This window comes from Kordiimonas lipolytica (genome assembly GCF_042651265.1).
Lineage (GTDB): Bacteria > Pseudomonadota > Alphaproteobacteria > Sphingomonadales > Kordiimonadaceae > Kordiimonas > Kordiimonas lipolytica.
On record NZ_JBHSCR010000001.1, the window covers coordinates 39,408 to 63,379 of the forward strand.

The window sequence follows — 23,972 nt, forward strand, 5'->3', positions numbered from 1 at the left end:
TACTTTCAATATCTTACGGCAACAAAAAGAAACACCCGGCAGAAACCACCGGGTGCAATTCGCTATTTGAGGAAATTTCGTCCTAGCTGCGATAGTCGGCGTTGATCCGAATGTAGTCATAGGTGAAATCACAGGTCCAGACAGTTGCAGTCCCGGTCCCTACGCCCACATCGATGCGGATATCAATGTCCTGGCCCTTCATGTGCTCGGCCGCCACAGGTTCGCTGTAACGGGGATGAACGCAGCCTGCCTTAGCCACCTGCTGGCCGCCAATCCAGATTTGCAGTGCGTCACGCGCTGCCGCTTCGCCCGCCTTGCCCACGGCAGCGACAAGGCGGCCCCAATTGGGGTCTTCGCCCGCGATGGCCGTTTTTACAAGCGGGCTGTTGGCCACGGACTTGGCGATAACGCGTGCTGCCCTATCGTTTTCGGCACCTTCAATCGTGATCGAGACAAATTTCGTCGCGCCCTCTCCGTCGCGCACGATCTGATGCGCCAGATCGGTCATCAGCTCATCAAACTTGGCGCGGAAGTCTTCCAGGCGCGGATCGTCCGGGTCATCGATCGGGTCATAGGTCGCTCCGACGCCAGTTGCCACAGCAATGCAGGTGTCGTTGGTTGAGGTATCGCTATCCACAGTGATGCTGTTGAAACTGCGGTCCGTGGCGTCTGTGAGCATCTTCTGAAGGCAACCATGCGTCAGCGCCGCATTGGTGAAAACAAACCCCAGCATCGTGGCCATATCTGGCGCGATCATGCCTGACCCTTTGGCGATTCCCGAAATTACAACAGGTCGACCTTCAACGGTCGCCACCTTGCAACTGCCCTTGGGGTATGTGTCTGTTGTCATGATGGCGCCCGCAGCTTCGCGCCACATGAAACCGGACATACCGTCCTTGATGGCTTTCAGCGGCTTTTCAAAAAGATCACCATTCAGCGGCACGCCGATAACGCCGGTTGAGCAGGCCAGCACCTCCTCGGGCGCGCATCCAACAATTTCGGCGGTCGTCTCAACCGATTTCATCGTCGCCTTCATGCCTTTCTCGCCGGTAAAGGCATTGGCATTGCCCGCATTCACGATAATCGCCCGCACCTTGCCGCCTGACTTGGCGAGTGCCTCACGGCACCAATCCACGGGGGCTGCCGGCGCTTTTGACCTGGTGAAGACACCTGCCGCCACAGACCCTTCAGCCATCACGGCGAACAGAAGGTCCGGCCTTTCACGTTTGCGAAATCCGGCGTGCATGGCGCCCATTTCAACGCCAGCAACGGGCAAAAGGTTCGGAAAGCCCTCAGGGGCAAGTGGAGACACTTTAGACTCGGCCATATGATGATCCTCAATCGATGCCAAATTTCATGCTGCATCATGCCCCCAGAATTACCAATCATCAAGAAATGACACAGGAATTACTCAATTCACCGTTAGAAGGTGCCGCACCAGTTGACAGACGCAGGCATGATACTTATCTGTGCCTGCACTCATGTAGTTGTGAAACTGCATATATAAATAAAGTCAGTAACGCATTCCCTCAGGGATCACAGTACGGCCGGCCGCGCTTTGCGCACTTCGAAAATGACCGGTGATGTCAGAGCTAGGAAGCCAAGGGCAGGCCAGGAAAGAAATATGCTGGGACTAAGCAAACTCGCCAAAAAGATTTTTGGGTCCGCAAACGAACGCTATCTCCGTAAACTCGAGCCGAAAGTTGCCGCCATTGGCGCGCTGGCTGACGAGATGAAAGCGCTGTCAGACGAGGCCCTCAAGGCAAAGACCCAAGAGTTCCGCGACAGGCTTGATGCAGGTGAAACGGTTGACGACCTTCTGGTCGAAGCCTTTGCCGTTGTCCGCGAAGCCGCGACACGATCACTGGGCCTGAGGCACTATGATGTCCAGCTCATCGGCGGCATGGTCCTGAATGACAGCTCGATCGCTGAAATGAAGACAGGTGAAGGTAAAACCCTGGTGGCGACGCTGGCCGCTTACCTCAATGCCCTGCCCGGTAAAGGCGTGCATGTTGTAACCGTGAACGACTATCTCGCCGAACGTGACGCCGAATGGATGAGCAAGGTTTATGGCTTCCTGGGCATGACCACTGGCGTCATTGTGCCAGGCAAGACAGATGAGGAGCGGCGCGAGGCATATCAGTGCGACATCACTTATGCCACCAACAACGAGCTGGGCTTCGATTACCTGCGCGACAATATGAAAACGCACAAGGACCAGATGGTCCAGCGTCCCTTCCACTTTGCCATTGTCGACGAGGTGGACAGCATCCTGATCGACGAGGCGCGGACCCCGCTGATTATCTCTGGCCCGACCGAAGACAAATCCGAGCTTTACATCACCATCGACAAGCTGGTGGCTGAACTGGAAGAAGGCGACTATGAAAAGGACGAAAAGTCCAAACATGTGGCGCTCACCGAAGACGGTCATGAAAAGATCGAGAAAATCCTCGCAGACCAGGGCCTTCTGAAGTCCGAAAACCTTTATGACTATGAGAATACACAGATCGTTCACCACGTGGACCAGGCCCTGAAGGCGCGGACCATGTTCGAACGTGACACCGACTATATCGTCAAGGGCGATAAAGTGGTGATCATCGACGAATTCACAGGACGCATGATGGACGGCCGCCGCTACTCCGGTGGCCTGCACCAGGCGCTGGAAGCCAAGGAAGGCGTGGCCATCCAGCCTGAAAACCAGACACTGGCATCGATTACTTTCCAGAATTATTTCCGCATGTACCCGAAACTTTCGGGCATGACCGGTACGGCTGCCACGGAAGCTGAAGAGTTTGGCGACATTTACGGCCTTGGCGTGATCGAAATCCCGACCAACGTACCTGTGGCCCGTATTGATGAGCACGACGAATTCTACCGCACCGGCAAGGAAAAATTCGACGCCATCATCAAGGATATCCTTGAGGCTCAGAAAAAAGGCCAGCCGGTTCTGGTTGGTACCGTGTCGATCGAGAAATCGGAGGTACTTTCCGATTACCTCAAAAAGAAGAAGATCAAGCATCAGGTCCTTAACGCCCGCTTCCATGAACAGGAAGCGCACATCATTGCCCAGGCCGGTCGTCTCGGAGCCGTAACGATTGCCACCAACATGGCGGGTCGGGGTACTGACATCCAGTTGGGCGGTAACGCGGACATGCGTATCGCTGATGAAACCGCAGGCGTTGAAGACGAAGCTAAGATCAAGGAAATCACGGACCGCATCCGCAAGGAAGTCGAGGAAGAGAAACAGAAGGTTCTGGAAGCCGGCGGCCTTTATGTTGTGGCCACTGAGCGGCACGAAAGCCGCCGCATCGATAACCAGCTTCGCGGCCGTTCTGGTCGTCAGGGTGACCCGGGCCGCACGAAATTCTTCCTGTCGCTGCAGGATGACCTGATGCGCATCTTCGGCCCTGAGCGCATGGACGCCATGCTCGTGCGCCTTGGCATTGAGGAAGGCGAAGCCATCATCCACCCATGGATCAACAAGGCTATTGAAAAAGCCCAGTCCAAAGTGGAAGCCAGGAACTATGACATCCGGAAAAACCTGGTGAAATTTGATGACGTGATGAACGACCAGCGCCGCGCCATCTACGACCAGCGCAAGGAAGTGATGGACGCAGATGAGATCAGCGAGACCATTAAGGATATGCGCGCCGATGTCATCCACAATATTGTGGAAACCCGCATCCCGCCAAAATCCTACCCGGAGCAGTGGGACATTGATGGCCTGGATGAAGACGTAAAAACCAAGCTCAGCCTTGACGTTGATATCCGTGCCTGGGCGGCAGAAGAAGGCGTGGATGACCATGTGATCATCGAACGCCTTGATGAAGCCTGCAGCCAGATGATGACTGAAAAAGCCAAACGTATCAATGAGATGACCGGAACAGCGGACGCTGAAACCGGCTTTGGCATGTGGGAAAAGGATATCGAGAAAAATATCCTTCTTCAGGTACTTGACCAGGAATGGAAAGAACACCTGCAGAATCTGGACCATCTGCGCCAGGGCGTTTCTCTTCGTGCCTACGGTCAGCGTGATCCACTCAATGAATATAAGACCGAAGCCTTCACCCTCTTTGAAGGCATGCTCTATCATATCCGCGAGGAAACGACCCAGCTACTGGGCCGCATTGAGCTTGCTCCGCAGGTTCGCCCGGAAGACCTGGAACCCGAAGCACCTTCTGTCTTCAAGGAAAGTCACCCGACACCAGACACGGCCGTTGGGGCACCGTCTCAGGGTGGTAGCTTCAACCCGAACGACACATCAACCTGGGGCGATGTGCCGCGGAACGCACCATGCCCATGCGGCTCGGGCGAGAAATTCAAGCATTGTCACGGTGACATCACGAGCATGAACCCGGCGTCATTCGCCGGTGCGCGCCAGGCATCCAACCCGTTTTCTGATGTTGGTCGCAACGACCCATGCCCCTGTGGGTCTGGCAAGAAATTCAAACACTGCCACGGCGCTTTCTAACGCCGCACAGGAACAAAACAGTGTATCAAGGCGGGCTTTGCGGCCCGCTTTTTTATTTAATAACAAATGGTTATTCCCTACTAAGCCAGATGAACAACCTATGAACGTCAAGCTCAGGATGGTGTAAGACGCGGCTGTCTATTGTGTTTCCATAAGACGAGGAGACCCGAGCAATGACAGCGAAACGACTGACCTCCATCCTGATCACAGCGGCAACCAGCTTTGCCATCGGTGGCGCGGCGACAGCAGATCACCGCGACCCACGCGACCTGCCTGACTATGACGCAGAAAGCAACGTGTTCCGCACCAGCCACCCAATCCGGGTTTTTGTAGATGTGGACAGCAAGGACGAACGCCGTGAAGCTGGCGTAACCGCGTTTGAGGCGCAGGCCTTCAAACACATGCGGTACGCCTTGCCGAATTATGTCGAGTTCGTGCGCGAACGCCACCATGCCGATATGATTGTACGCGCCCGGGAAAAGGATTACCGATTCGGTTTCCGCGTTGTCGACACCGACCGCAAGGATAAGAAATACAAGAAGCATGCCCGCAATACCGGAGGCCGGTGTGGCCATTTCCAGAAGGCTTACTACACCAAGGTGAAGGAAAAGGGCGAGGCCTATGCCTCCTACGGCATCAAGATCGCCATGCATGGGTATGGCCGCGACACGGACTTTATCGAGCTTCGGTCGGCTGAGAATTTCAGCTATGGCACTGACCTGGTGGCCCGCACCAATTGCGGCATGGTTTCCACCTACCATATGCCGTCATCCGGTGTTGCCGAGCTGTTTGCCCGCAACACACCAGAGTATAGAAACCATGTTGCCCGCGAGGTTCGCGAAGAAGCAGCAGCCGATCTGGGCCGTGCACTGGCCCATAAGATCAGAAATGGCGTAGACCATTATTATCTCAACCTGGCCACAAGGCTGAGCCAGGCAGACTATGACCGATATTCACGTCGTGGTGGCGACTATGGCAGACGTTCTGAGTATGACCACCACGCACCTCGTCCTCCGCTGGCACAAAACCAGCATTTTGAACTGGAGGACGATGACCTGGGCGCCGCGGTTTTCATCGCTACCGGGTTGGCAATCCTCGCTGCCACCCTGGACGATTAAACCTCCCCTATAACGGCTCCCTAAACTGAAGCGCCCGGCTTTGTCCGGGCGCTTTTTTTTAAGATAGGGGTCCGGAGCACGAAAAAGCGCCCGAGAATGTCTCGAGCGCTTCTTGTTCCGGACTTGTGACCAATTTGCCCATTCGGGCTTAATGCGTTCGGATTTACTCGAACGCGTCCTCCCACGAGCCTTGGGTGGCCGCTTTTGAATATTCGGTCGCCCGGTTTTCGAAAAAGTTGGTGTGCTCCACTGCGTTCAACATGCTGTCCAGCCACGGCAGCGGGTTGGACTCCACATGGAAAACCTCGTCCAGATCCAGTTGCGACAGGCGGCGATCAGCGATATAGCGGATATATTGCTTCACTTCTTCCGCCGTCAGGCCTTCGATTGCCCCCATGCCAAAGGCAAGGTCGATAAAGGCGTCTTCATGCTCCACAATGGTCTTACATGCTGTTGTCAGCTCTTCCTTCATGCGGTCATCCCACAGGTCAGGGTGCTCTTTCATCAGCGTGTGGAACAATTTGATGATGCTGTTGCAGTGCAGGCTTTCATCGCGCACAGACCATGTAATGATCTGCCCCATGCCCTTCATTTTATTGAAGCGCGGGAAGTTCAGCAGCATCGCAAAACTCGCAAACAGCTGCAGGCCTTCGGTAAAGGCGCCAAATACAGCAAGCGTAACTGCAGCAGACCGAAGGTCGTTCGAATTGAACTGCTGCATATAGTCGTATTTGTCCTTCATCTCCTTATAGCGGAGGAAGGCGGAATATTCCGCCTCGGGCATGCCAAGCGTGTCGAGAAGGTGGCTATAGGCCGCGATATGGATGGTTTCCATATTCGAAAAGGCCGACAGCATCATCTGCACTTCAGTGGGTTTGAATATTTTGGTGTAATGCTTCATGTAGCAGTTATTCACCTCGATATCGCTTTGGGTGAAGAAGCGGAAAATCTGCGTCAGTAGATTCTTCTCAGACTCCGTCAGTTTCTTGGCCCAGTCGCGCACATCTTCCGCCAGCGGCACTTCTTCCGGCAGCCAGTGAATTTGCTGCTGCGTCAGCCAGGCTTCATATGCCCAGGGGTAACGAAACGGCTTATAGACATGCCGTTCTTCCAAAAGACCTGTTGGTTCCACCGTTTCTACAGTCGCCGCTTCAGCCATACTGACCGTGCCTCCCACTCTTAACGCTGTTTATTTTCAAATTGCCCATTGGTTGCGTGGCGGCAGTATAGCCCCTCAATTAGTAGAATGGAATTTAAGAGACACAATATTTGGTAAAAAAAAGACTTGCCGCTAAAATCCTGACAACGCCCATTCAGACGAATCAAGGGTTTCCCTGACAGGCTGTTTCAATGCCCGGACAGACAGAAAAAATTACCTATTGATCATTCAGCCAGATGCAACCGATGATGTCCGCATTCTTGGAAGGGTTAGAAATGTGAACCAGAGCAGTTCAAAAAGCGTGCTCGGCGATGTCACTGCAAGGGCAATCCTTTTTGCAGCATTGGCTGCTGCTGCCCTAACGCTTATCCAATTCTTCCTGGAAGTCCAATTAGCCAAAGGGCGCGCCGCCGCCGGGATCGACCAGCTGATGACGTCCCTTGAAAAACCGGCGGCACGGGCAGTCCTGATCCTCGATGCCGAACTGGCTACTGACATTGCCCGGGGGCTTATGGAACATGGGTTCATCACTGAGGCCCGCATTTATGAAGATCATAATGTAGTGCTAGGACAGGCGAAACGAACCGGCACTATTGGTTATTCGCTCCTGCATTCTATTGTCGGGCCTTTCGTTGGCCATGACACGGAAGTCTCGCGTGAGCTTGTCCTGCCGGAAAGCATGTCGGAAGCCACCGGCGAAATCCGCATTAGCTTTAACGAAAGGCAAGCCGTCGCCAAGGAACTTGGCAGCATCTGCACTCGCCTGTTCCTGACATTCCTGATGGCCATGATTGCCATCCTTGCCGTACACGGCTTACTGTCCCGCCAACGGGGCTAACCCCAACGCCCCATAAAAAAAGGTTCATCACGGAACTCCGGGGAAAGCGGCTTTTATTTTCATGAAGAAGTATTCTGAATCCCTGTAGCCGTATGCCATTCTCTTGATGACCTTTATCTTGTTGTTAAATCCTTCGAGGATGCTGGTATTGATCTGCCATTTAGCGTGGGAGATGATGCCGTCGCGGTATGGCAACAGTCTTTTTGCGAACCTGACCAGGGGCTTGACGGCTGATGCGAGAGCACGCCTGATCCATTCATTCCATGCCTTGATTGCCATTTTTCTGGACGGCTGCCGCCAGATTTCCCGCAAGTCGTCCTTGAGGACATAAGTGATCATCAGCGCCTGGTTGGCCTCCAGAAGCTCAGCGAGCCGGATCTTTGCGGCTTCACCCGGCAGGTTTTCCGGGTTGCGCAGCAATAGCCACCGGGCTGATTTGATGACCTTTCTTGCCGGTTTGTCATCGCGCAGCCGGTTGGCTTCATCGACCCGCACCCGGTCGATGACCTCGCGGCCATATTTGGAGACCACATGGAACAGGTCATAGACGATCTCTGCGTAGGGGCAGTGCTCCTTCACCTCAAGGGCAAAGGCGGCATTCATATCCATGGCCACCGCTCGGATGCGCCTGCAACCCGCTGCACCCAGGGCTTCGAAGAAGGGCCGGACAGCCGTGCGACTGTTGCCATTGCCGACCCACAGAACCCGTTTGCGGCGGGGATCAATGACCACAGTTGCGTATCTGTGCCCCTTGTGCAGAGCGAATTCATCCATTGCCAATACTTCAAGGCCCTCTGCTGACAGGGGCGGCAGCGTGGCTTCAAGGTGGCGCTTGTCGATGGCTTTCACGGTGGACCAGTGAAGGGCGAAAAAGGCGGCTACCTGTGACACTGGCAGAACCGACACAAGCCGGACAACGCTCTGTACCAGCCGCCGGGTCAATCGGGCATGTCGGTCAAGCCAGGGCAGCCGTTCGAGCTTCGGCCCGCAGTTCGGACAAGCGACCCGACAACGTGGCACCACCAGCAACACCGGGGCATCAAGGATCGGCAGGTCACGTACAACCCTGCGTGTCGTATCATGAACTGAACGGCAGTCACAGCCACAGCCATCACAGACCAGATGCCTGTCGTCATGCCCGGAAAGCTCAATCCAAAGGACTTCTTCCCGTCGCTCCCAATGCGCGACAAAGAAACCTTCCCAGAAACCAAATTCGGAAATATCATCAATGCAGGACACATCAGCCTCCAATCTTCATGCTTGTAATTCGCAAAACAAATAATGAAGACGGCTGGTGTGTTCGTCCACTTATCTCAAATCACGATAATCCGTGATGAACCTAAAAAAAGGCGTGCCATGCAGGCACGCCCTTGTCTATCACTGTCACTACTTCAGCTTATTGGCAAGCGAGGCATTCCTCATAGTCGGTGGTGCCACCACCGCCCAGCTCCAGCTGCACTTCCTTGGCCTTCTTCTTGTAGCTGCCCGTAGCCACGACCTCAGCACGGCTGATAGACTTGGACCGGCAGTAATAAAGGCTTTTGAGACCCTTCTTCCAGGCCTGATAGTGAATCTGGTGCAGGTCACGCTTGTGCACATTCGCTGGCAGGAAGATGTTCACCGACTGCGCCTGGCTGATGTGCTCGGCACGGTCAGCTGCCAGTTCAACCACCCAACGCTGGTCCAACTCAAATGCGGTCTTGAACACGTCTTTTTCTTCCTGGCTCAGGAAGTCCAGATGCTGCACGGAACCTTCGTTGATCGTGATCGACGTCCAGATCTCATCCGTATCCTGGCCCTTCTCCTTCAGAAGCCGCTTCAGCGCGCGGTTGTGAACGATGAAGTTCCCCGACAGGGTTTTCTGGTTATAGCTGTTGCCGGCGATCGGCTCGATGCCCGGGCTTGCGCCACCACAGATGGTGGAGATGGAAGCCGTAGGCGCGATAGCCGTCTTGTTCGAGAAGCGCTGCATGATGCCATAGTCAGCCGCGTCCGGGCATGGGCCGCGTTCAAACGCGAGAGCCTCTGATGCGCGGTCCACTTCGGCTTCAATATGCTTGAAGATTTTCTTGTTCCAGGCCTTCGCCATCGCGCTTTCAAACGGGATCATATTGTCCTGCAGGAAGCTGTGGAAACCCATCACACCAAGGCCCACAGAGCGCTCGCGCATAGCCGAATAGCGGGCCTTCGCCATCTCGTCCGGCGCGCGGTCGATGAAGTCCTGCAGCACGTTATCAAGGAACCGCATCACGTCTGGGATGAAGTCCTTGTTGTCTTTCCACTGCTTATAGTGCTCGAGATTGAGGCTCGACAGACAGCAGACAGCCGTACGTTCGTTGCCCAGGTGGTCAAGACCCGTCGGCAGCGTGATTTCCGCGCACAGGTTCGAAGTCTTCACCGTAAGGCCCGCAAGCTTGTGATGCTCAGGCATCTGGCGGTTCACCGTGTCGGAATAAATGATGTAAGGCTCGCCGGTCTCAACGCGGGCAGTCAGCAGACGAATCCACAGGCCGCGTGCAGACACGGAACGAACTGCATGGCCGTCTTTCGGACTGGTGAGCACCCAATCCTCATTCGCTTCCACCGCACGCATAAAGGCGTCTGTTACCAGCACACCGTGGTGCAGGTTTGGTGTCTTGCGGTTTGGGTCACCGCCTGTCGGGCGACGAAGCTCGATAAATTCTTCAATTTCCGGGTGGCTGATCGGCAGATAGATCGCCGCAGAGCCGCGACGCAGAGACCCTTGGGAGATCGCAAGCGTCAGGCTGTCCATCACACGCACGAACGGTACGATACCGCTGGTCTTGCCAACACCGCCAACCGTTTCACCGATCGAACGCAGGTTACCCCAGTATGAGCCAATGCCGCCGCCTTTGGACGCCAGCCAGACGTTCTCCGTCCACAGGTCCACGATCGAGGAAAGCTTGTCCTGCGCCTCATTGAGGAAGCAGCTGATCGGCAGGCCGCGGTTGGTCCCACCGTTCGACAGAACGGGTGTTGCCGGCATGAACCAAAGGTTGGAAATGTAATTATAGAGCCGCTGGGAATGGGCTGCGTCATCGCCATAGTAGGACGCCACGCGAGCGAACAGGTCCTGATAGCTCTCACCGGGCATCAGATAGCGATCCTCAAGCGTTGCTTTTCCGAAATCGGTGAGTAGCGCATCGCGGCTACGGTCCAGCTCAACCGGTCCGCCATGCTCAAACTGAGTGACCTCAAACATTGTGCCCATATCTCCCTTGTCCGCCCTAGCCATGCGGTACTGACTCCTTCTTCGTCTCGAGAAACACCCCATTGTGCCCGAGCAAAGAACAAAAGTCGAACAAATCGACTTTTCGTAATTATTGTAAGTGCTTAGCGAAGCGCTCGTCCGAACTCCCCCGTTCGAGTCGCCATATCGCCGCGAGATTTGTAGGATAAGGTCGAACGGGTATTTTCGTCAAGATAAAGTGGTGAGAATTTTTAAGTGCCCAATATCTAGTGTTTTTATGACAGACGTATGACAGCCAAGGTTGCACAGAATACACCCTGCCTATTGCCAACTATAGGGAATTCAATGAGTCGCGGTTAACAGGGCCGCCTAGAGGCCCTTGTCGCCCATCGCCAGGAATTTATCGCGGCGAAGTTCCTTCAAGCGCGCGCCGTCAACACCCGCCATATCCCGGAGCGACCGCTCCATCGCGTCACCCAGCATGTTCATCGCACGCTCCGTATCGCGGTGTGCGCCACCAAGCGGCTCAGCAACGATTTCATCAATCACGCCCAGCTTCAAAAGGTCCTGTGCGGTGATCTTAAGGGCGACTGCAGCTTCGTTCGCCTTGTCGTTTGTGCGCCACAGAATGGAAGCACAGCCTTCAGGCGAGATCACGGAATAGATGGCATGTTCCATCATGAGCACCTTGTTGGCCGCAGCGATTGCCACAGCACCACCCGAGCCGCCTTCACCCACGATGCAGGTCACCAGCGGCACTTCAAGGCCAAGGCATTTGTCGGTCGACCTTGCGATGGCTTCCGCCTGGCCGCGCTCTTCCGCCCCCACACCTGGATAAGCGCCTGACGTATCAACAAGCGTTAGCACCGGCAGGCCGAAACGGTCGGCCATATCCATCAGGCGAATGGCCTTACGGTAGCCTTCCGGGCGCGCCATGCCGAAATTGTGCTTGAGGCGGCTTTCAGTATCCCAGCCCTTTTCATGGCCCATGACCACGCAGGCTTCGCCGCGGAAGCGGGCAAGGCCGCCAACAAGCGCCTCGTCTTCACCGAAGCACCGATCGCCGGAAAGCGGCGTGAAATCTTCGAACAGGTGCCCGATCAGGTCGTGGAAGTGCGGGCGCTCAGGGTGCCGCGCCACCTGCATTTTCTGCGTTGGCGTCAGCCCCGCGTACGTTTCCTTGAGGAGCTTACCAAGCTTGGTCTCAAGCTGGCCGACTTCCGCTGTAATGTCAGCGCCGCCCTTGAAGCTGCGCAGTTCGCGGATCTTGCCTTCCAGTTCTGCAATTGGCTTCTCAAACTCTAGAAACGTCATCATATCATTCGTATCCGTTTTTTGAGGCGACTTGTTCATGGACCCAGTAAACCATGTTTCGCCGACGGGCGCAAAATCCTTGATTGCACTTGTTATGTCAAGTTCTCAGTTGCCTGCCCCGCCAAGGCGCCTTTCGCTTGTTTTCTCAAGCTCCAAAGCCACCATATCTAGTGGCAATTTTCTTTCGCGTTCGTCAGCAAACAGGGGGGCCTGATCGGCATAATGCTGTGACGACGCATCAAGCGTCGCACTGCCGAAATTATGCATCGTGCGCACATGCTGCGCACCAGCGGCATCCCATTCCACAAACATGATGTAACTATCCCCTGCCGTGGCTTCAAGGTGCCCGGCTTCTTCATCCCATTCAGCATAGACCGCGCGCAGCACATCCGGCCCGCCCGAAAGCGGCCAGCTTTCGCCCCCGCGCACCAAACGGTTCACTTGTCCCCAGGGTACATCCAACCGGCCGAAATTGTCTTTCAGGGTGCGCACAGCATGCTCAAACGCCTCGCGCGGGTCAGGCCTTGGCTCGCCGCTCATGTCCGCCATGATAAAGGGGGTTACCGTCAGAACGCCTAGTGCCGCATGCTCGCTTGAGGCATCTGTGGTCAGACTCCAGCCAAAGAGATAATCCCGCGCTTCCCTGAGTTCAGCGTCTTCAAATTCCAGCCCCGTCACCTCATGCCATACTTGAAAGGCGAGAGACTTCTCCTCCCCCATGAAGGAATAGGCGTTGTCGTATTTAATCCTGCGGAATGCGTGATCGTAGACCTGCTCAGCGTCTGACAAGAGCTCTACAAGGCGAAGCGCCCGGTTGGTCATCTGCGTCTCGATTCCCATCGAACTGGGGAAATCTTCCCGCAGTGCGCTTCCGTCCCCATCGGATGCCACATAAGGCGTATTGTTGGCATTGAACACAGCGCCCGAAGGCGGGTTCACCGTTTTCGGAATATCCCCAAAGCCGTGATAGCCGTGCCAGATCAGGTCAGACCTGTCACCCGGCACGAGGCCTGACCAATCCACGCCCTCAGGCCGCTTGGGCATCATGGCGTTATAATAGTGGGCGATATTGCCTGCCTTGTCGGCATAGACATAATTGATGCTGGGCATGGCCATCATGGCAAGCGCGGTCTCAAAATCCGCTGGCGTTCGGGCCTTATTGAGTGCGATCATTTCTTCAAGCGTGCGCATCTCGTCCATACCCGCCCAGCGAACGGCAAAAGCGCCCTCTTCTGTCTTGAACACCGGGCCGTGGGCGGAGCGGTAGATGGGTTCATGAAACGTCCAGCGAATGGGGCCCCAGAAGGTGACATCAATCGCGGCATCGCTGATCTCAAAGTCCCGCCATTCGCCGTCAAGCTTGTACTGGTTCCCATTGTCTGGATTGAGCGTCAGCTCATATACGTCCACCAGGTCAGGTTTGTTTACCGTATTGGCCCAGCCCAGCGTCGGCCCGGTGCCGTGCAGGATAAGTGGCGAACCCGGGAAGGTGCCGCCGGCCATATCCCAGCCCTCATTCGACTTCAATCGCGCCTCATACCAGGCGACAGGCCCTGTGAGCGGCTGGTGGGAATTGACGAGCAAGCGTGTCGAGCCGTCACCGGAGCGTGCGGGCGCAATCGCCACGCCCTGGCTTCCCAGGTCCGGCTGGGGTGCGTCCGTCACCATCAGGGCAGCCGTCTTGTCAAGGCCCGTGCCGTATTCACCGGCGGCCACTTTGGCCACATCCTGGTCAAACCCAAAAAAGAGCGGTGTTTTGAAGGTAAAACCCGCAACGATGTCCTTGCCGGTGAAGGGCAGCACACCGGGCGCCACCACATGCGGATGCTCTGAAACATAATAGTTCAGCCCGTCGGCATAAGCTTCCGCGTGATCACGTGTCGCCTGGCTGATGCGCGTCTCGTAGCCCGCGTTGACCACATCCCAGATACCCATCCACTGAATCAGATAATCTGTCTTCGCCGCATCCGGGCCCTTGAGGGTGGAAAGCGTGCCTCGGGTCGCCAGCACCACATCCTGAATGGTCGCAAAATCATCTTCGGCGTGGGCGAAGGCAAGCCCGAAGGAGACATCTACATCACGGTCGCCAAAAATATGCGGCACGCCATACTTGTCGCGCACGATACGCACATCATAGTTCTGGGTAAGCCTGGCATATTGGGAAGGGTCGCCCGTTCCCGGCGCGCTCACCCAGAAACCGGCATAAACAACGACCATGAACGCAATTGCGCCATACAGACTTTTCCGGATCATGTGCTCCCCCTGACTGTCCCCTTATTGGCAATCTAGCGCATTTTTCCCGCAAGTCACTCCCAGCCGGTCACCCCCTAATCACCCAGGGGGTGTTTAGTAAGCACCAGGCTCTTGAGCCTTTCTTCAAGCACATGAGTGTAAATCTGGGTCGTGGAAATATCTGCATGCCCCAGCATCTGCTGCACCGCGCGCAAATCCGCCCCGTGCGCCAGCAGATGCGTCGCAAACGCGTGCCTGAGCTTGTGCGGGCTGACCGCACTAGGCATCACCCCGGCCGCAACTGCCAGGTCTTTCATCAGTTGCCCGACCCGTCGGCGGGTCAGGAATCCTTCCTTGCCGCGTGAGGGAAACAGGTATGGCGAGTCCTTGAAGGGTGACGTGCGCACCGCCTCCATATGCGCCATAAGGGCATGCCGGGCCTTGTCCCCCAGCGGCACCATGCGTTCGCGCCCGCCCTTGCCGCGCACCATAATCATGGTCGTGTCCGGCCCCACTGCGCGCTTCGGCAATGTCACCAACTCACTCACCCGAAGCCCGGTGGCGTATAGCGTTTCAACAAGTGCATGCAGGCGCTTCTCGCTCATGCCGCCTGCTGCCGCCTGTGCTTCGGCGGTATCCAGAAGCCGGTCCACATCAGATTCCGACAGCACTTTCGGCAGCTTCTGTTCCGGCCGCGGGCTTTCGATATTTTTTGCGGGGTTATCTGGCCGAAGACCGTCAGAATAAAGAAACAGGTAAAATTGCCGGATCGCAGACAAGCGCCGCGCAACTGTGCCAGCCTTCAGGCCGCGGCGGTTGAGGCCGGAAAGATAGTCTCGGATATCCTGCGCGTCAGCGGACACCAGTTTACTGGTGGAATGCTCGGTGAAATCCTCAAGGTCGCGCCGGTAAGCCATCAGGCTGTTCTTGGCCCGCCCCTTTTCCGCCGCCAGCATTTCAAGAAACTGATCAATCAGCGAGGCGTCAGACATAACTGTCTACAGGCCTCGCCGGACCAGAAGCTCCGCAGCCAACCGGTGGGCCTCAGTCTCAAAACCCAGCTCCCTCAGCGCACCGACAAGTGAGCTGGCATAAGACGCCGGAACCGTGCCGTCAGCTGTGGTTTCATAGGCAAGCGACAACGCCCCCGCCTTGTCCCCCTCAGCCTGCATCACCAGAAGCCTGCGCCAATAAGCCGGTGACATGCTCGGCCCTGCAAGCTGCGGGTCGCCGTCTTCGGCAAGCGCCCAGATATCTTCAGGCACCACATGCCCAAGGGCCTCAAGCGTGGTGAACAGAATAGCGGCACGAATGAAACGGCCTTCGCTTTCGCCCTGCCCGGCCCACCAGGCGTTAAGCCGCGCGGGTGTTACCTCCGGCGCGCCATCAAGCCCCGCCGCAACCATCAGCGGCCAACTAGCCGTCAGAACTGCGTCTTTTTCAGCATCATCGCCAGCCTGGCCCGCGCGCAGGTCTGTAAACAAAGAGCCCGCCCGTTTATGGTCACCCGACATCAACGCGGTGCGTACCTCACGCGCCATGGTCGCCGCTGCATTGCCTTCTCCCGCGCTCAGGTACTGGAGAACAGGCAACAGATAAAAGGCCTTCTCCGGGTCCTTGGCGCGACGTTCAAGCGACGCCAGCGCGTCAGCCCGCACTATATCGTCCATGCCGCCGATAGCTTGGGCAATGACCATCATGTCGCCGTCGAAGCTCATGTCTTCCTGCATCAATGCCTGCGCGTCCACATCAGCCTGCACCGCAGGCGGGGCAGCCCGCAGATAGTCAACAAGCACGTCAGCGCCCAGCCAGCCTTCCGATAGGCCGCGCGCAATAAGCTGCAGCTTGGCTTCAGGCACAACGCCGGGAATGCCCAGCATGGCCTTGGCAGCCATCGGGCTTACGTCTGTCATATCCAGTGCGGAGACCTGCACCTTGGCAAGCCGCACCATCGTGGCTTCAAGCACATTCACCTTGAGCGTGTTCGACAGCACCATACCGGATGTCAGCACGGCACCGCCGGCCTGCTCCGCCTCAACCAGAATCTGGTCGGTCAACTGATAGAAAGTCGGCTGAACGCTGCTGACTTCTTCCAAAATGCCCAGGTTAAAGTCCACGCCTACACGGTCGCCCTGTACCGCGCGGCAGAAGACCGCCATCCTGAGCCAGAATGCATCATTGCTGTCCGCGCGTTCCTCAGCGGCAAGGGAACAGGCATCCTCAATCCGCCCCGCGAGCAGGTGGCCGTCCACCAAGTCACGCGCGAGGCCAGACCAGTCATGGTCCGGCGTCAGGGACTTTAGAAGCGCCAGATAGCCTTCTGTATCACCGTGGGCCGCCAGAACATTCAGACGCGCCTTGATAAAGGCATCAATTTCACTGTCATCAGCTGGGGTTGGCAACTGATAGCCTGAAAGCGCCATCCTGCGCGCAGCATCGGTCATGGCTGCAGTCTTGCTCGGCGCAGCTAATGCCTGCAGCCGGGCTTCCACATCCTGCCGGCTATAGCCTGACCAGAAATCACGAGGGTAAGCGTTCGCGCCCGTCAGAACGGCAATCCCGCTTGGGTCCAGCGTCTGCAAGGCGCCTGCGAAAATATCGGTTTCAGGGGTCGGGACGGCTTGCTCTTCCGTCAATTCATTGGTTGCGGTCTGGTCCGCCTCAAGTGGCACTTCTCCCAAATCAGCAGTCAGGACACCATCTTGTGCTGCGGCTTCATCGGTCGCGGTCTCGGGCGCGGGTGGAACCTCGATGGTCCCTTTCGGCACATAGGGCTGCGGCAGAATGGACCGGGGGGTGCCAAGTGCCGGGCCGACCTGCCGTTTCAGCGTAGGCCTGGGGCCCAGGAAGAAGCGGCCATCGCTTTCTTCTGCAGCCTCTTGTTGCTTGGCGTCAGCAGGTTTCGCTTCCTGCTGGGCTTCCTGCGCCTCATCGTCTTCGGCTTCCTGCGCAAACGCATCAAAAGCGGAAAGCGCAACAATAGCACTACCCATCAGCAACGCGGCCATCAAACGCCTGATTGCTGTCATGTCTGCCGCGCGTGCGACCGCGCGAGCCTTATGCCGGGAAACGGTCATTGCTCAGCGTTTTGGTCACTGTTTCGGAAGGCGCCGGAATGTCCCAGGTCATCAGAAAGATGGCCCCGCCCACGATCACCAGTGCACCGGCAACCAGCAAAATCTGCGTTAATTTCGACATGAAACTCCCTTTGGTCTCTCGGTTACCTTGCCATACCTGTTGGTCTTATATGATGGCGCAGCGCACAAGTCCACCCACCCCAGCACAAGGAAAAGTCATCAAAAACACATTGGCCAGCCTTTTTGGCGGAAATAAGGTATTGGTTTCCGATAAAACCGTTGGCGAAGCGGGCCGGGCTGTGTAAAGAGCGAAGCATGACGAACGCAAAGCAGAAAAATCAGGGCAAAAAGACGTCGGTAGCGCGCCAATATGGCGTCGACCGTACGATCGTTCTGGTTGGCCTGATGGGCGCCGGCAAGACCACAGTCGGCAGGCGGCTGGCGAGAAAACTCAATCTGCCCTTCGTCGATTCAGATCATGAGATCGAAAAAGCCGCCGGCATGTCGGTGGCTGAAATTTTCGAATGCTTCGGTGAGGCCGATTTCCGCTCGGGCGAACGCCGGGTGATCGAACGCTTGCTGGACGGCAAGCCCCAGATTGTAGCCACCGGCGGCGGCGCGTTCATTAATGAGGCCACACGGGCGCTCATCAAGGACAAAGGCCTCTCGATCTGGCTGGACGCGGACATCGACGTACTCGTGGAACGCACCGGCAGGCGCGACACACGGCCACTTCTGAAAACCGGCGACCCGAAAGAAATCCTGACCCGGCTGGCCGAGGAACGGGCGCCATTTTACGCTGAAGCCGACCTCAAGGTCGCAAGCTCAAACGGGCCGCACGAGGATGTTGTTGGCGAAATCCTGAGCGCGCTGAAGGCGAGGAAAGCGGCATGAGCACAGGCGGCACCATGCTGAAAACCGTGCCAGTGGACCTGGGCGACCGGTCTTACGAAATTCACATCGGCGTGGGAATCGTGGCACAAATGGGCACACTGGTAGGGCCCATTTTCCGGAGCAAACGCGCCATTATCATCACGGATGAGAATGTCGCCAAACTGCACCTTGACGCGGCCGAAAAATCACTGGCGGCGAGCGGCATAAAATCGGACGCGATTATCCTGCCCGCAGGCGAAGCAACCAAATCCTTCTCCAACTTCGAGACGCTGACGAACCGACTGTTGGAACTTGGCGCCGAACGCAAGGACACGCTGATCGCGCTCGGCGGCGGCGTGATCGGCGACATCACCGGCTTCGCGGCGGCAGTCCTGAGGCGGGGGATGGACTTCATCCAGGTACCGACAAGCCTGCTTGCGCAAGTCGACAGCTCGGTGGGCGGCAAAACCGGCATCAACACACCGTTCGGCAAGAACCTGATTGGCGCGTTCCACCAGCCGAAAATGGTGGTGATTGACCTACAGGTACTGGACACCCTGCCCGCGCGCGAGCTGCAGGCGGGATACGCTGAGGTGGTCAAATACGGTCTGATCGACGATCCGGACTTCTTCACCTGGCTTGAAGAAAATGGCCCCAGATTGCGCAGCGGCGACCGCGACACGCAGGCGTACGCTGTGGCGAAAAGCTGCGAGGCCAAAGCCCGGATCGTGGCCGAGGACGAGTTTGAGGCGGGCAAACGCGCGCTTCTGAACCTTGGGCACACATTCGGGCACGCGCTTGAGGCCGAATGCGGCTATGACGGCACGCTTCTGCATGGCGAAGGTGTGGCCATCGGCATGGCCATGGCGCTCGATGCAAGCGTGCGCATGGGGCTGGCGCCAGAGGCAGACCTCGCGCGCTATCTGGCGCACCTGAAGTCCGTGAACATGATGGCGACCGCAAGCCAGATTGGTAAAAAACTGGACGCCGACACGCTGCTGGCACACATGAGCCAGGACAAGAAAGTGGACGCCGGCGAAATTGTTTTCATCCTTGGCCCCATCGGCGGCGCAGCCACGCATAAAGGCGTGGACCTGAACATCATCAAAGCTGTAATACAGGACTCTATTGACGGTCGCGGCTTATAGCCCATATGTGGAAGCCTGACCCGCTAGCGTTTAGCGGTGCGACATTAGAGACTGGAGCTTTACCATGGACGAGACAGCGGCAGCCGCTTCTCTCTTCGATACCGATTTCTGGATCACTGCCGGGATCATTTTTGTTCTTCTGGGGCTTTCGGGCATTTTTTCCGGGTCTGAAACGGCGCTCACAGCAGCCTCCCGTGCCCGCATCCACCATATGGCGAGTGACGGCAACAAGCGGGCAAAACGCGTTTCCCGCCTGATTGACGACCAGGAACGCCTGATCGGCGCGATCCTTCTTGGCAACAACCTTGTGAACATCCTGGCGTCCGCCATTGCCACCAGCCTTTTCATGAATATGGTGGGCGAAGAAGGTGTGGTTTATGCCACCCTGGTGATGACGGCGCTGGTGCTGATTTTCGCAGAAGTGCTACCAAAATCCTACGCCATCGCCAACCCGGACAATATGGCGCTGAAAATCAGCTGGTTCATCAGCCTAATCGTAGCGCTTTTTGCCCCCATCGTTGCCTTGGTGCAGAAGATCGTGCGCCTGACGCTCAGGGTTTTCGGTATCGACATTTCCAACATGGAAAGCGTGCTTTCAGCCCACGACGAGATCCGCGGCACCATCAACCTGCACCACAAAGAAGGTGGGCTGGTGAAAGAGGACAGCCACATGCTGGGCTCTATCCTGGACCTGAATGACGTAACGGTTGAAGACGTGATGGTGCACCGGTCTTCCATGGAAGCGCTGGATATCAACATGGGCACGGAAGAGATCATCACCGCTGTGGTCTCCAGCACCTATACGCGCCTGCCGGTCTATGAGGGCGACCCGGAAAACATCATCGGCGTGCTGCACGCCAAGGACCTACTACGGTCACTCCGCCGCGCGGGTGTGATGTCCAAGCGCGTGAATATCAAGCGCATCATGGTCAAACCCTGGTTTGTGCCAGAGACCACCACGCTTCGCGAACAGCTGAACGCCTTCCTGGAACGCAAAGCACACTTCGCGCTGGTGGTGGACGAATATGGCGCCATCCAGGGGCTGGTGACGCTTGAAGACATACTGGAAGAAATCGTGGGCGACATTGCCGACGAGCATGACTTCGAAGTGCCGGGCGTAAAGCAGCTTTCTGACGGCTGGGTGGGCGTGGAAGGTACCGTGCCGATCCGGGACCTGAACAAAAGGTTCGACTGGAAGCTGCCGGACGACGAAGCCATCACGGTGGCGGGCCTTGTGATTTTCGAGGCCGAGACCATCCCGATCGTTGGCAAGAAATACCAGTTCCACGGGTTTGAGTTTGAAGTGACCTCCAGAAAGCGCAATCAGGTAACCGGCCTGAAGATGCGCAAGCTACCAGCTTAAAACCAGCACAAAAAAGCCCCGGCACATCCGGGGCTTTTCACTTGGTGTCATACCGGGGCATGACCCCGGTATCTTTTCAGCATCAGGCTAAGTGGATGAAGATTCCGGCTTTCGCCGGAATGACCCCTTTTTGGGCTTTAAGCCAGCCCTTTCTCCATCGCGGCAGACAGGCGGCGGGCGAAGGCGGCGGTGTCATCCAGCTCGTCACCCTCAAGAATTTTCGCCTGATCCAGCAGAAGGAGCACAGGGTCTGCGAGCGTATCGATCGCGCCCTTGTCGCCTGCACGTTCAGCCAGCTTGCGGATCACCGCGTGGCCCGGGTTGATCTCCAGAATCTTGGCGGAAATGGCACCGCCAAGCTGGTTGTGAGCCTTCAGGATGCGTTCCATGTGCATGTCCATGCCGCTGTCGTCCGCCACCAGGCAGGCTGCCGTGGTGGTCAGGCGGTCAGACGCGCGCACGTCCTTGATCTTGTCACCAAACACTTCCTTCATCAGCGCCGTCAGCTTCGCAAGCTCGCCTTCCGGTGCTTTCTCGCTCTCGTCTTCCTTGTCGTCGCCAGCGATGTCCTTCAGTTCCGACGCGCCGCGCGTGATGGATTTGAACGGCTTACCTTCGAAATCAGGCGCCATCTGCAGCCAGAAATCATCCACCGCGTCTGACAGCAAGAGCACCTCAATGCCCTTGGCGCGGAAGCCTTCAAGCTGCGGGCTACGCTTCACTGCCTCGGCGTCCGTGCCGGTGATATAATAGATGGCGCTTTGCTTGTCTTTCATGCGGGAGACATAGTCGGCCAGCGAGGTCCAGCCGTCCACACCCGTGGACTTGAAGCGCGCGATCTTGAGGATGGCGTCGCGGCGCTCGAAGTCCTCATAAATGCCTTCCTTGATCACCGCGCCAAATTCGCCCCAGATGGCTTCGAATTTTTCCGTGTCTTTTTCCGCCAGCTTTTCGAATTCCGAAAGCACACGCTTGGTGATGGCTTTCGACATGCGCTCAAGCGTCGGGTTGTTCTGCAGCATCTCGCGGCTGACGTTCAGCGGCAGGTCCTGGCTGTCCACCACGCCGCGCATGAAGCGCAGCCAGCCCGGCAGCAGGTCGTCGCTATCGTCGGTGATGAAGACACGCTTCACATAAAGCTTCACCCGGTTTTTGCGCGCGGGGTCAAACAGGTCCATCGGCTGCTTGGTGGGCACGAACAGCAGAACCGTATATTCCTGCATGCCTTCGACCTTATAGTGCAGCGTCACCGATGGGTCGTCGAAGCCGTGGCCCACATGGCGGTAAAATTCGGCATACTGTTCGTCTGTGATCTCTGACTTGGGGCGCGTCCAGATGGCGGAGCCTTCGTTCACCACCTTCGGCTCGTCCGCGTCATCATCTTTCTTGTCGCCGCCATTGATCGCCAGCGTGATCGGCACGGCGATATGGTCGCTATAGGTGGTGATGATTTTCTGAAGGCGGAAGCGCTCCAGGAATTCCTTGGCGTCATCCTTCATGTGAAGGACGATTTTCGTGCCGGCAGCTTCCTTGGTGGCTTCGGCGATCTCGTAAGAGCCTTCACCGGCGCTTGACCACAGCCAGGCGTGTTCGTCACCCGCCTTTTTGGTGGTCACATGCACCATGTCCGCCACCATGAAGACGCTGTAGAAACCCACACCAAACTGGCCGATGAGCTGCATGTCCTTCTTGCTGTCGCCCGTGAGCTGGTCAACGAAATTGGCGGTGCCCGAACGCGCGATGGTGCCAAGGTTGGCGATCAGGTCGTCGCGGTCCATGCCGATGCCGTTGTCCTCGATCGTCAGGGTTTTGGCGTCTGCGTCAGCCGTGATGGCGATACCGAATTCGCCAGAAGCCAGGTCTGGCTTCGTCAGGGCTTCATAGCGTAGCTTGTCGCACGCGTCGGATGCGTTCGAGATAAGCTCACGCAGGAAAATTTCGCGGTCCGAATAGACCGAATGCACCATCATATGCAGCAGGCGGGAAACTTCGGCTTCGAACCCCATTTTCTCTGTTTTTACTTCAGACATGTTTTCTCTCAGCTAGCTGTTACGGTGTAATAGAAAGGCTCGGTGCGCCACTTTGGGCGCACCATGATTTGTCCTGATTTAGGAAACAATTCTTCAGGATCAAGAGGCAGCAGGCGTCTGAGCCTTAACAAATGCGCCCCGGGCGCGCATCAGCACCTCTGCGTCACCATCCGCCAGCTTGAAAAACCAGCCACGGGTTTTGGCATTAATGGCTTCCGCTTCAGCCGCCCCGTCCATGGGCGCGTCCGGCAGCGGCCCGGCTTCGCCTTCGCTCATCAGGCTTTCGTCATGCTGAGCAGAAACCTGCGCCCAAGTGGCACCTTCCATGTCATAGAGCGTCACGGTCAGGCGGAGGCCGTCGTGGGTCGTGAGTGTGGCTGTGCGCTTGGGCGCTGTCAGCGGATTACCCAGATGGCGCACGTCAGAAAAGCTGAGGCCAGTGAGCACACGCGCGGGTTCCGCAAGCTGCCATGTGGGTACTGCTTCTTCGCCAGCCTGCAGGCCTTCAAGGCTGTACTCACCTTCTCCCAGCGAACGCGCAAGCACGGTATCACCCAGGCTGACGCTGCGGACGCGGCTGTCCGCAAGGTCCAGAAGGTCGGTGTTGAGCCACCAGGCCGGGTCATCAGCGCCTTCAGCCAGGGACGTCACCAGCCAGGCGCGGGTGTCGCTTTCCTGGAAAATATAGGTCAGTGACCGGTCGCTGCCGATGGTGCTTTGCTTGCCCATGGCAAAGGCAAGCACTGTGGTGCCGTTTGCATCCAAAAGCGATACATCGGTGGCCGCATCCCCGAGGCCGATCTGGTCGAACCGCTCAGGGTTGGAGGTCTTTGGTTCACGCCGTTCTGACAAGGCAACACCACGCAGGAAGTCGCGCACCTTGGCAAGGTCAGCCGGGTAGCCGCCGCGCTCCGCCACTGCCCAGACGTCAGCCTGCTTTTTCAGGGTTACGGTTGCAGGCCCTTTTTTCAGGCTGAGGGCGGCCACATCATTGATGCGCTCCTTCATGCCTTCAAACGTGGGTTCGCCCCTGCCGCCCTGGTCGCGCGTCGGGTCTTCGCCGAACAGCACCCAGATGGCGCCAAGGATGGCAAACAGCGTGAGATAGCCGAGAATGTTGGTCAGTCTTTCAGACATA

The 23,972-nt window shown here is 57.0% G+C and carries 17 protein-coding genes; 6 read left to right on the forward strand and 11 right to left on the reverse strand.

Annotated features, from left to right (window positions below):
- Window positions 1–82: 82 nt before the first annotated feature.
- Window positions 83–1,327, reverse strand: coding sequence for a bifunctional glutamate N-acetyltransferase/amino-acid acetyltransferase ArgJ (gene argJ, locus ACFO5Q_RS00170; RefSeq protein ID WP_068150445.1), 1,245 nt, complete (start codon window positions 1,325–1,327; stop codon window positions 83–85).
- Between the two features lie 297 nt (window positions 1,328–1,624).
- Here argJ and secA point away from each other — a divergent pair, with 297 nt between their 5' ends.
- Both secA and ACFO5Q_RS00180 read left to right on the forward strand, forming a co-directional pair.
- Window positions 1,625–4,471, forward strand: coding sequence for a preprotein translocase subunit SecA (gene secA, locus ACFO5Q_RS00175; protein ID WP_068150448.1), 2,847 nt, complete (start codon window positions 1,625–1,627; stop codon window positions 4,469–4,471).
- A 173-nt stretch (window positions 4,472–4,644) separates the two neighbouring features.
- Window positions 4,645–5,589 (forward strand): hypothetical protein, encoded by a 945-nt coding sequence (locus tag ACFO5Q_RS00180; RefSeq protein WP_068150450.1) that lies wholly within the window; start codon window positions 4,645–4,647, stop codon window positions 5,587–5,589.
- Between the two features lie 163 nt (window positions 5,590–5,752).
- On the opposite strand, the gene ACFO5Q_RS00185 is transcribed toward ACFO5Q_RS00180, so the two are convergent.
- A complete protein-coding gene (locus ACFO5Q_RS00185) occupies window positions 5,753–6,748 on the reverse strand; it encodes a ribonucleotide-diphosphate reductase subunit beta (RefSeq protein ID WP_068150453.1) in 996 nt (331 codons plus the stop codon).
- Window positions 6,749–7,025: 277 nt separating this feature from the next.
- Between ACFO5Q_RS00185 and ACFO5Q_RS00190 the strand changes: the two genes are divergently transcribed.
- Window positions 7,026–7,586 carry a hypothetical protein gene (locus ACFO5Q_RS00190; RefSeq protein WP_156432021.1) on the forward strand — a complete coding sequence of 187 codons (561 nt, stop codon included), beginning with the start codon at window positions 7,026–7,028 and terminating at the stop codon, window positions 7,584–7,586.
- Window positions 7,587–7,613: 27 nt separating this feature from the next.
- On the opposite strand, the gene ACFO5Q_RS00195 is transcribed toward ACFO5Q_RS00190, so the two are convergent.
- From ACFO5Q_RS00195 to ACFO5Q_RS00225, 7 genes are all read right to left on the reverse strand, one after another.
- Complete coding sequence (locus ACFO5Q_RS00195; RefSeq protein WP_082720006.1) at window positions 7,614–8,825, reverse strand: ISL3 family transposase; 1,212 nt, start codon at window positions 8,823–8,825, stop codon at window positions 7,614–7,616.
- Between the two features lie 157 nt (window positions 8,826–8,982).
- A complete protein-coding gene (locus tag ACFO5Q_RS00200; RefSeq protein WP_156432034.1) occupies window positions 8,983–10,818 on the reverse strand; it encodes a ribonucleoside-diphosphate reductase subunit alpha in 1,836 nt (611 codons plus the stop codon).
- 348 nt (window positions 10,819–11,166) lie between these two features.
- On the reverse strand, window positions 11,167–12,114 hold the full coding sequence (locus tag ACFO5Q_RS00205) for an acetyl-CoA carboxylase carboxyltransferase subunit alpha (protein ID WP_068151143.1): 948 nt from the start codon (window positions 12,112–12,114) through the stop codon (window positions 11,167–11,169).
- A gap of 102 nt (window positions 12,115–12,216) precedes the next feature.
- A complete protein-coding gene (locus tag ACFO5Q_RS00210) occupies window positions 12,217–14,364 on the reverse strand; it encodes a penicillin acylase family protein (RefSeq protein WP_068150459.1) in 2,148 nt (715 codons plus the stop codon).
- A gap of 74 nt (window positions 14,365–14,438) precedes the next feature.
- The gene (locus tag ACFO5Q_RS00215; protein WP_068150462.1) at window positions 14,439–15,335 is read right to left on the reverse strand and encodes a site-specific tyrosine recombinase XerD; all 897 of its coding nucleotides are present in this window, start codon (window positions 15,333–15,335) and stop codon (window positions 14,439–14,441) included.
- 6 nt (window positions 15,336–15,341) lie between these two features.
- Window positions 15,342–17,372, reverse strand: coding sequence for a hypothetical protein (locus ACFO5Q_RS00220; protein ID WP_156432022.1), 2,031 nt, complete (start codon window positions 17,370–17,372; stop codon window positions 15,342–15,344).
- Between the two features lie 28 nt (window positions 17,373–17,400).
- The gene (locus ACFO5Q_RS00225) at window positions 17,401–17,541 is read right to left on the reverse strand and encodes a hypothetical protein (protein WP_197421210.1); all 141 of its coding nucleotides are present in this window, start codon (window positions 17,539–17,541) and stop codon (window positions 17,401–17,403) included.
- A 194-nt stretch (window positions 17,542–17,735) separates the two neighbouring features.
- On the opposite strand from ACFO5Q_RS00225, the gene ACFO5Q_RS00230 reads away from it, so the two are divergent.
- The 3 genes from ACFO5Q_RS00230 to ACFO5Q_RS00240 all read left to right on the forward strand — a co-directional run bounded on the left by ACFO5Q_RS00230 (window position 17,736) and on the right by ACFO5Q_RS00240 (window position 20,804).
- Window positions 17,736–18,314 carry a shikimate kinase gene (locus tag ACFO5Q_RS00230; RefSeq protein ID WP_068150467.1) on the forward strand — a complete coding sequence of 193 codons (579 nt, stop codon included), beginning with the start codon at window positions 17,736–17,738 and terminating at the stop codon, window positions 18,312–18,314.
- Entirely contained in the window at window positions 18,311–19,441 is a 1,131-nt protein-coding gene (gene aroB, locus ACFO5Q_RS00235; RefSeq protein ID WP_068150470.1) for a 3-dehydroquinate synthase, read from the forward strand. The genes ACFO5Q_RS00230 and aroB overlap by 4 nt, the downstream gene beginning before the upstream one ends.
- Before the next feature lie 64 nt (window positions 19,442–19,505).
- Window positions 19,506–20,804: an HlyC/CorC family transporter gene (locus ACFO5Q_RS00240; RefSeq protein WP_068150472.1), complete on the forward strand. Its 1,299-nt coding sequence runs from the start codon at window positions 19,506–19,508 to the stop codon at window positions 20,802–20,804.
- 137 nt (window positions 20,805–20,941) lie between these two features.
- On the opposite strand, the gene htpG is transcribed toward ACFO5Q_RS00240, so the two are convergent.
- Entirely contained in the window at window positions 20,942–22,834 is a 1,893-nt protein-coding gene (gene htpG / locus ACFO5Q_RS00245) for a molecular chaperone HtpG (RefSeq protein ID WP_068150475.1), read from the reverse strand.
- A gap of 99 nt (window positions 22,835–22,933) precedes the next feature.
- Entirely contained in the window at window positions 22,934–23,971 is a 1,038-nt protein-coding gene (locus ACFO5Q_RS00250; RefSeq protein ID WP_068150478.1) for a DUF4340 domain-containing protein, read from the reverse strand.
- Between the last annotated feature and the right edge of the window lies 1 nt (window position 23,972).

Excerpts from the sequence above, each read along its gene's own strand:
- argJ (WP_068150445.1), bottom strand. The coding sequence starts at position 1,327 with ATGGCCGAGTCTAAAGTGTCTCCACTTGCCCCTGAGGGCTTTCCGAAC.
- ACFO5Q_RS00240 (WP_068150472.1), top strand. The coding sequence starts at position 19,506 with ATGGACGAGACAGCGGCAGCCGCTTCTCTCTTCGATACCGATTTCTGG.
- ACFO5Q_RS00205 (WP_068151143.1), bottom strand. The coding sequence starts at position 12,114 with ATGATGACGTTTCTAGAGTTTGAGAAGCCAATTGCAGAACTGGAAGGC.
- ACFO5Q_RS00200 (WP_156432034.1), bottom strand. The coding sequence starts at position 10,818 with ATGGGCACAATGTTTGAGGTCACTCAGTTTGAGCATGGCGGACCGGTT.
- ACFO5Q_RS00220 (WP_156432022.1), bottom strand. The coding sequence starts at position 17,372 with ATGACAGCAATCAGGCGTTTGATGGCCGCGTTGCTGATGGGTAGTGCT.
- ACFO5Q_RS00185 (WP_068150453.1), bottom strand. The coding sequence starts at position 6,748 with ATGGCTGAAGCGGCGACTGTAGAAACGGTGGAACCAACAGGTCTTTTG.
- ACFO5Q_RS00250 (WP_068150478.1), bottom strand. The coding sequence starts at position 23,971 with ATGTCTGAAAGACTGACCAACATTCTCGGCTATCTCACGCTGTTTGCC.
- aroB (WP_068150470.1), top strand. The coding sequence starts at position 18,311 with ATGAGCACAGGCGGCACCATGCTGAAAACCGTGCCAGTGGACCTGGGC.
- ACFO5Q_RS00230 (WP_068150467.1), top strand. The coding sequence starts at position 17,736 with ATGACGAACGCAAAGCAGAAAAATCAGGGCAAAAAGACGTCGGTAGCG.
- ACFO5Q_RS00180 (WP_068150450.1), top strand. The coding sequence starts at position 4,645 with ATGACAGCGAAACGACTGACCTCCATCCTGATCACAGCGGCAACCAGC.
- secA (WP_068150448.1), top strand. The coding sequence starts at position 1,625 with ATGCTGGGACTAAGCAAACTCGCCAAAAAGATTTTTGGGTCCGCAAAC.
- ACFO5Q_RS00225 (WP_197421210.1), bottom strand. The coding sequence starts at position 17,541 with ATGTCGAAATTAACGCAGATTTTGCTGGTTGCCGGTGCACTGGTGATC.
- htpG (WP_068150475.1), bottom strand. The coding sequence starts at position 22,834 with ATGTCTGAAGTAAAAACAGAGAAAATGGGGTTCGAAGCCGAAGTTTCC.
- ACFO5Q_RS00210 (WP_068150459.1), bottom strand. The coding sequence starts at position 14,364 with ATGATCCGGAAAAGTCTGTATGGCGCAATTGCGTTCATGGTCGTTGTT.
- ACFO5Q_RS00215 (WP_068150462.1), bottom strand. The coding sequence starts at position 15,335 with ATGTCTGACGCCTCGCTGATTGATCAGTTTCTTGAAATGCTGGCGGCG.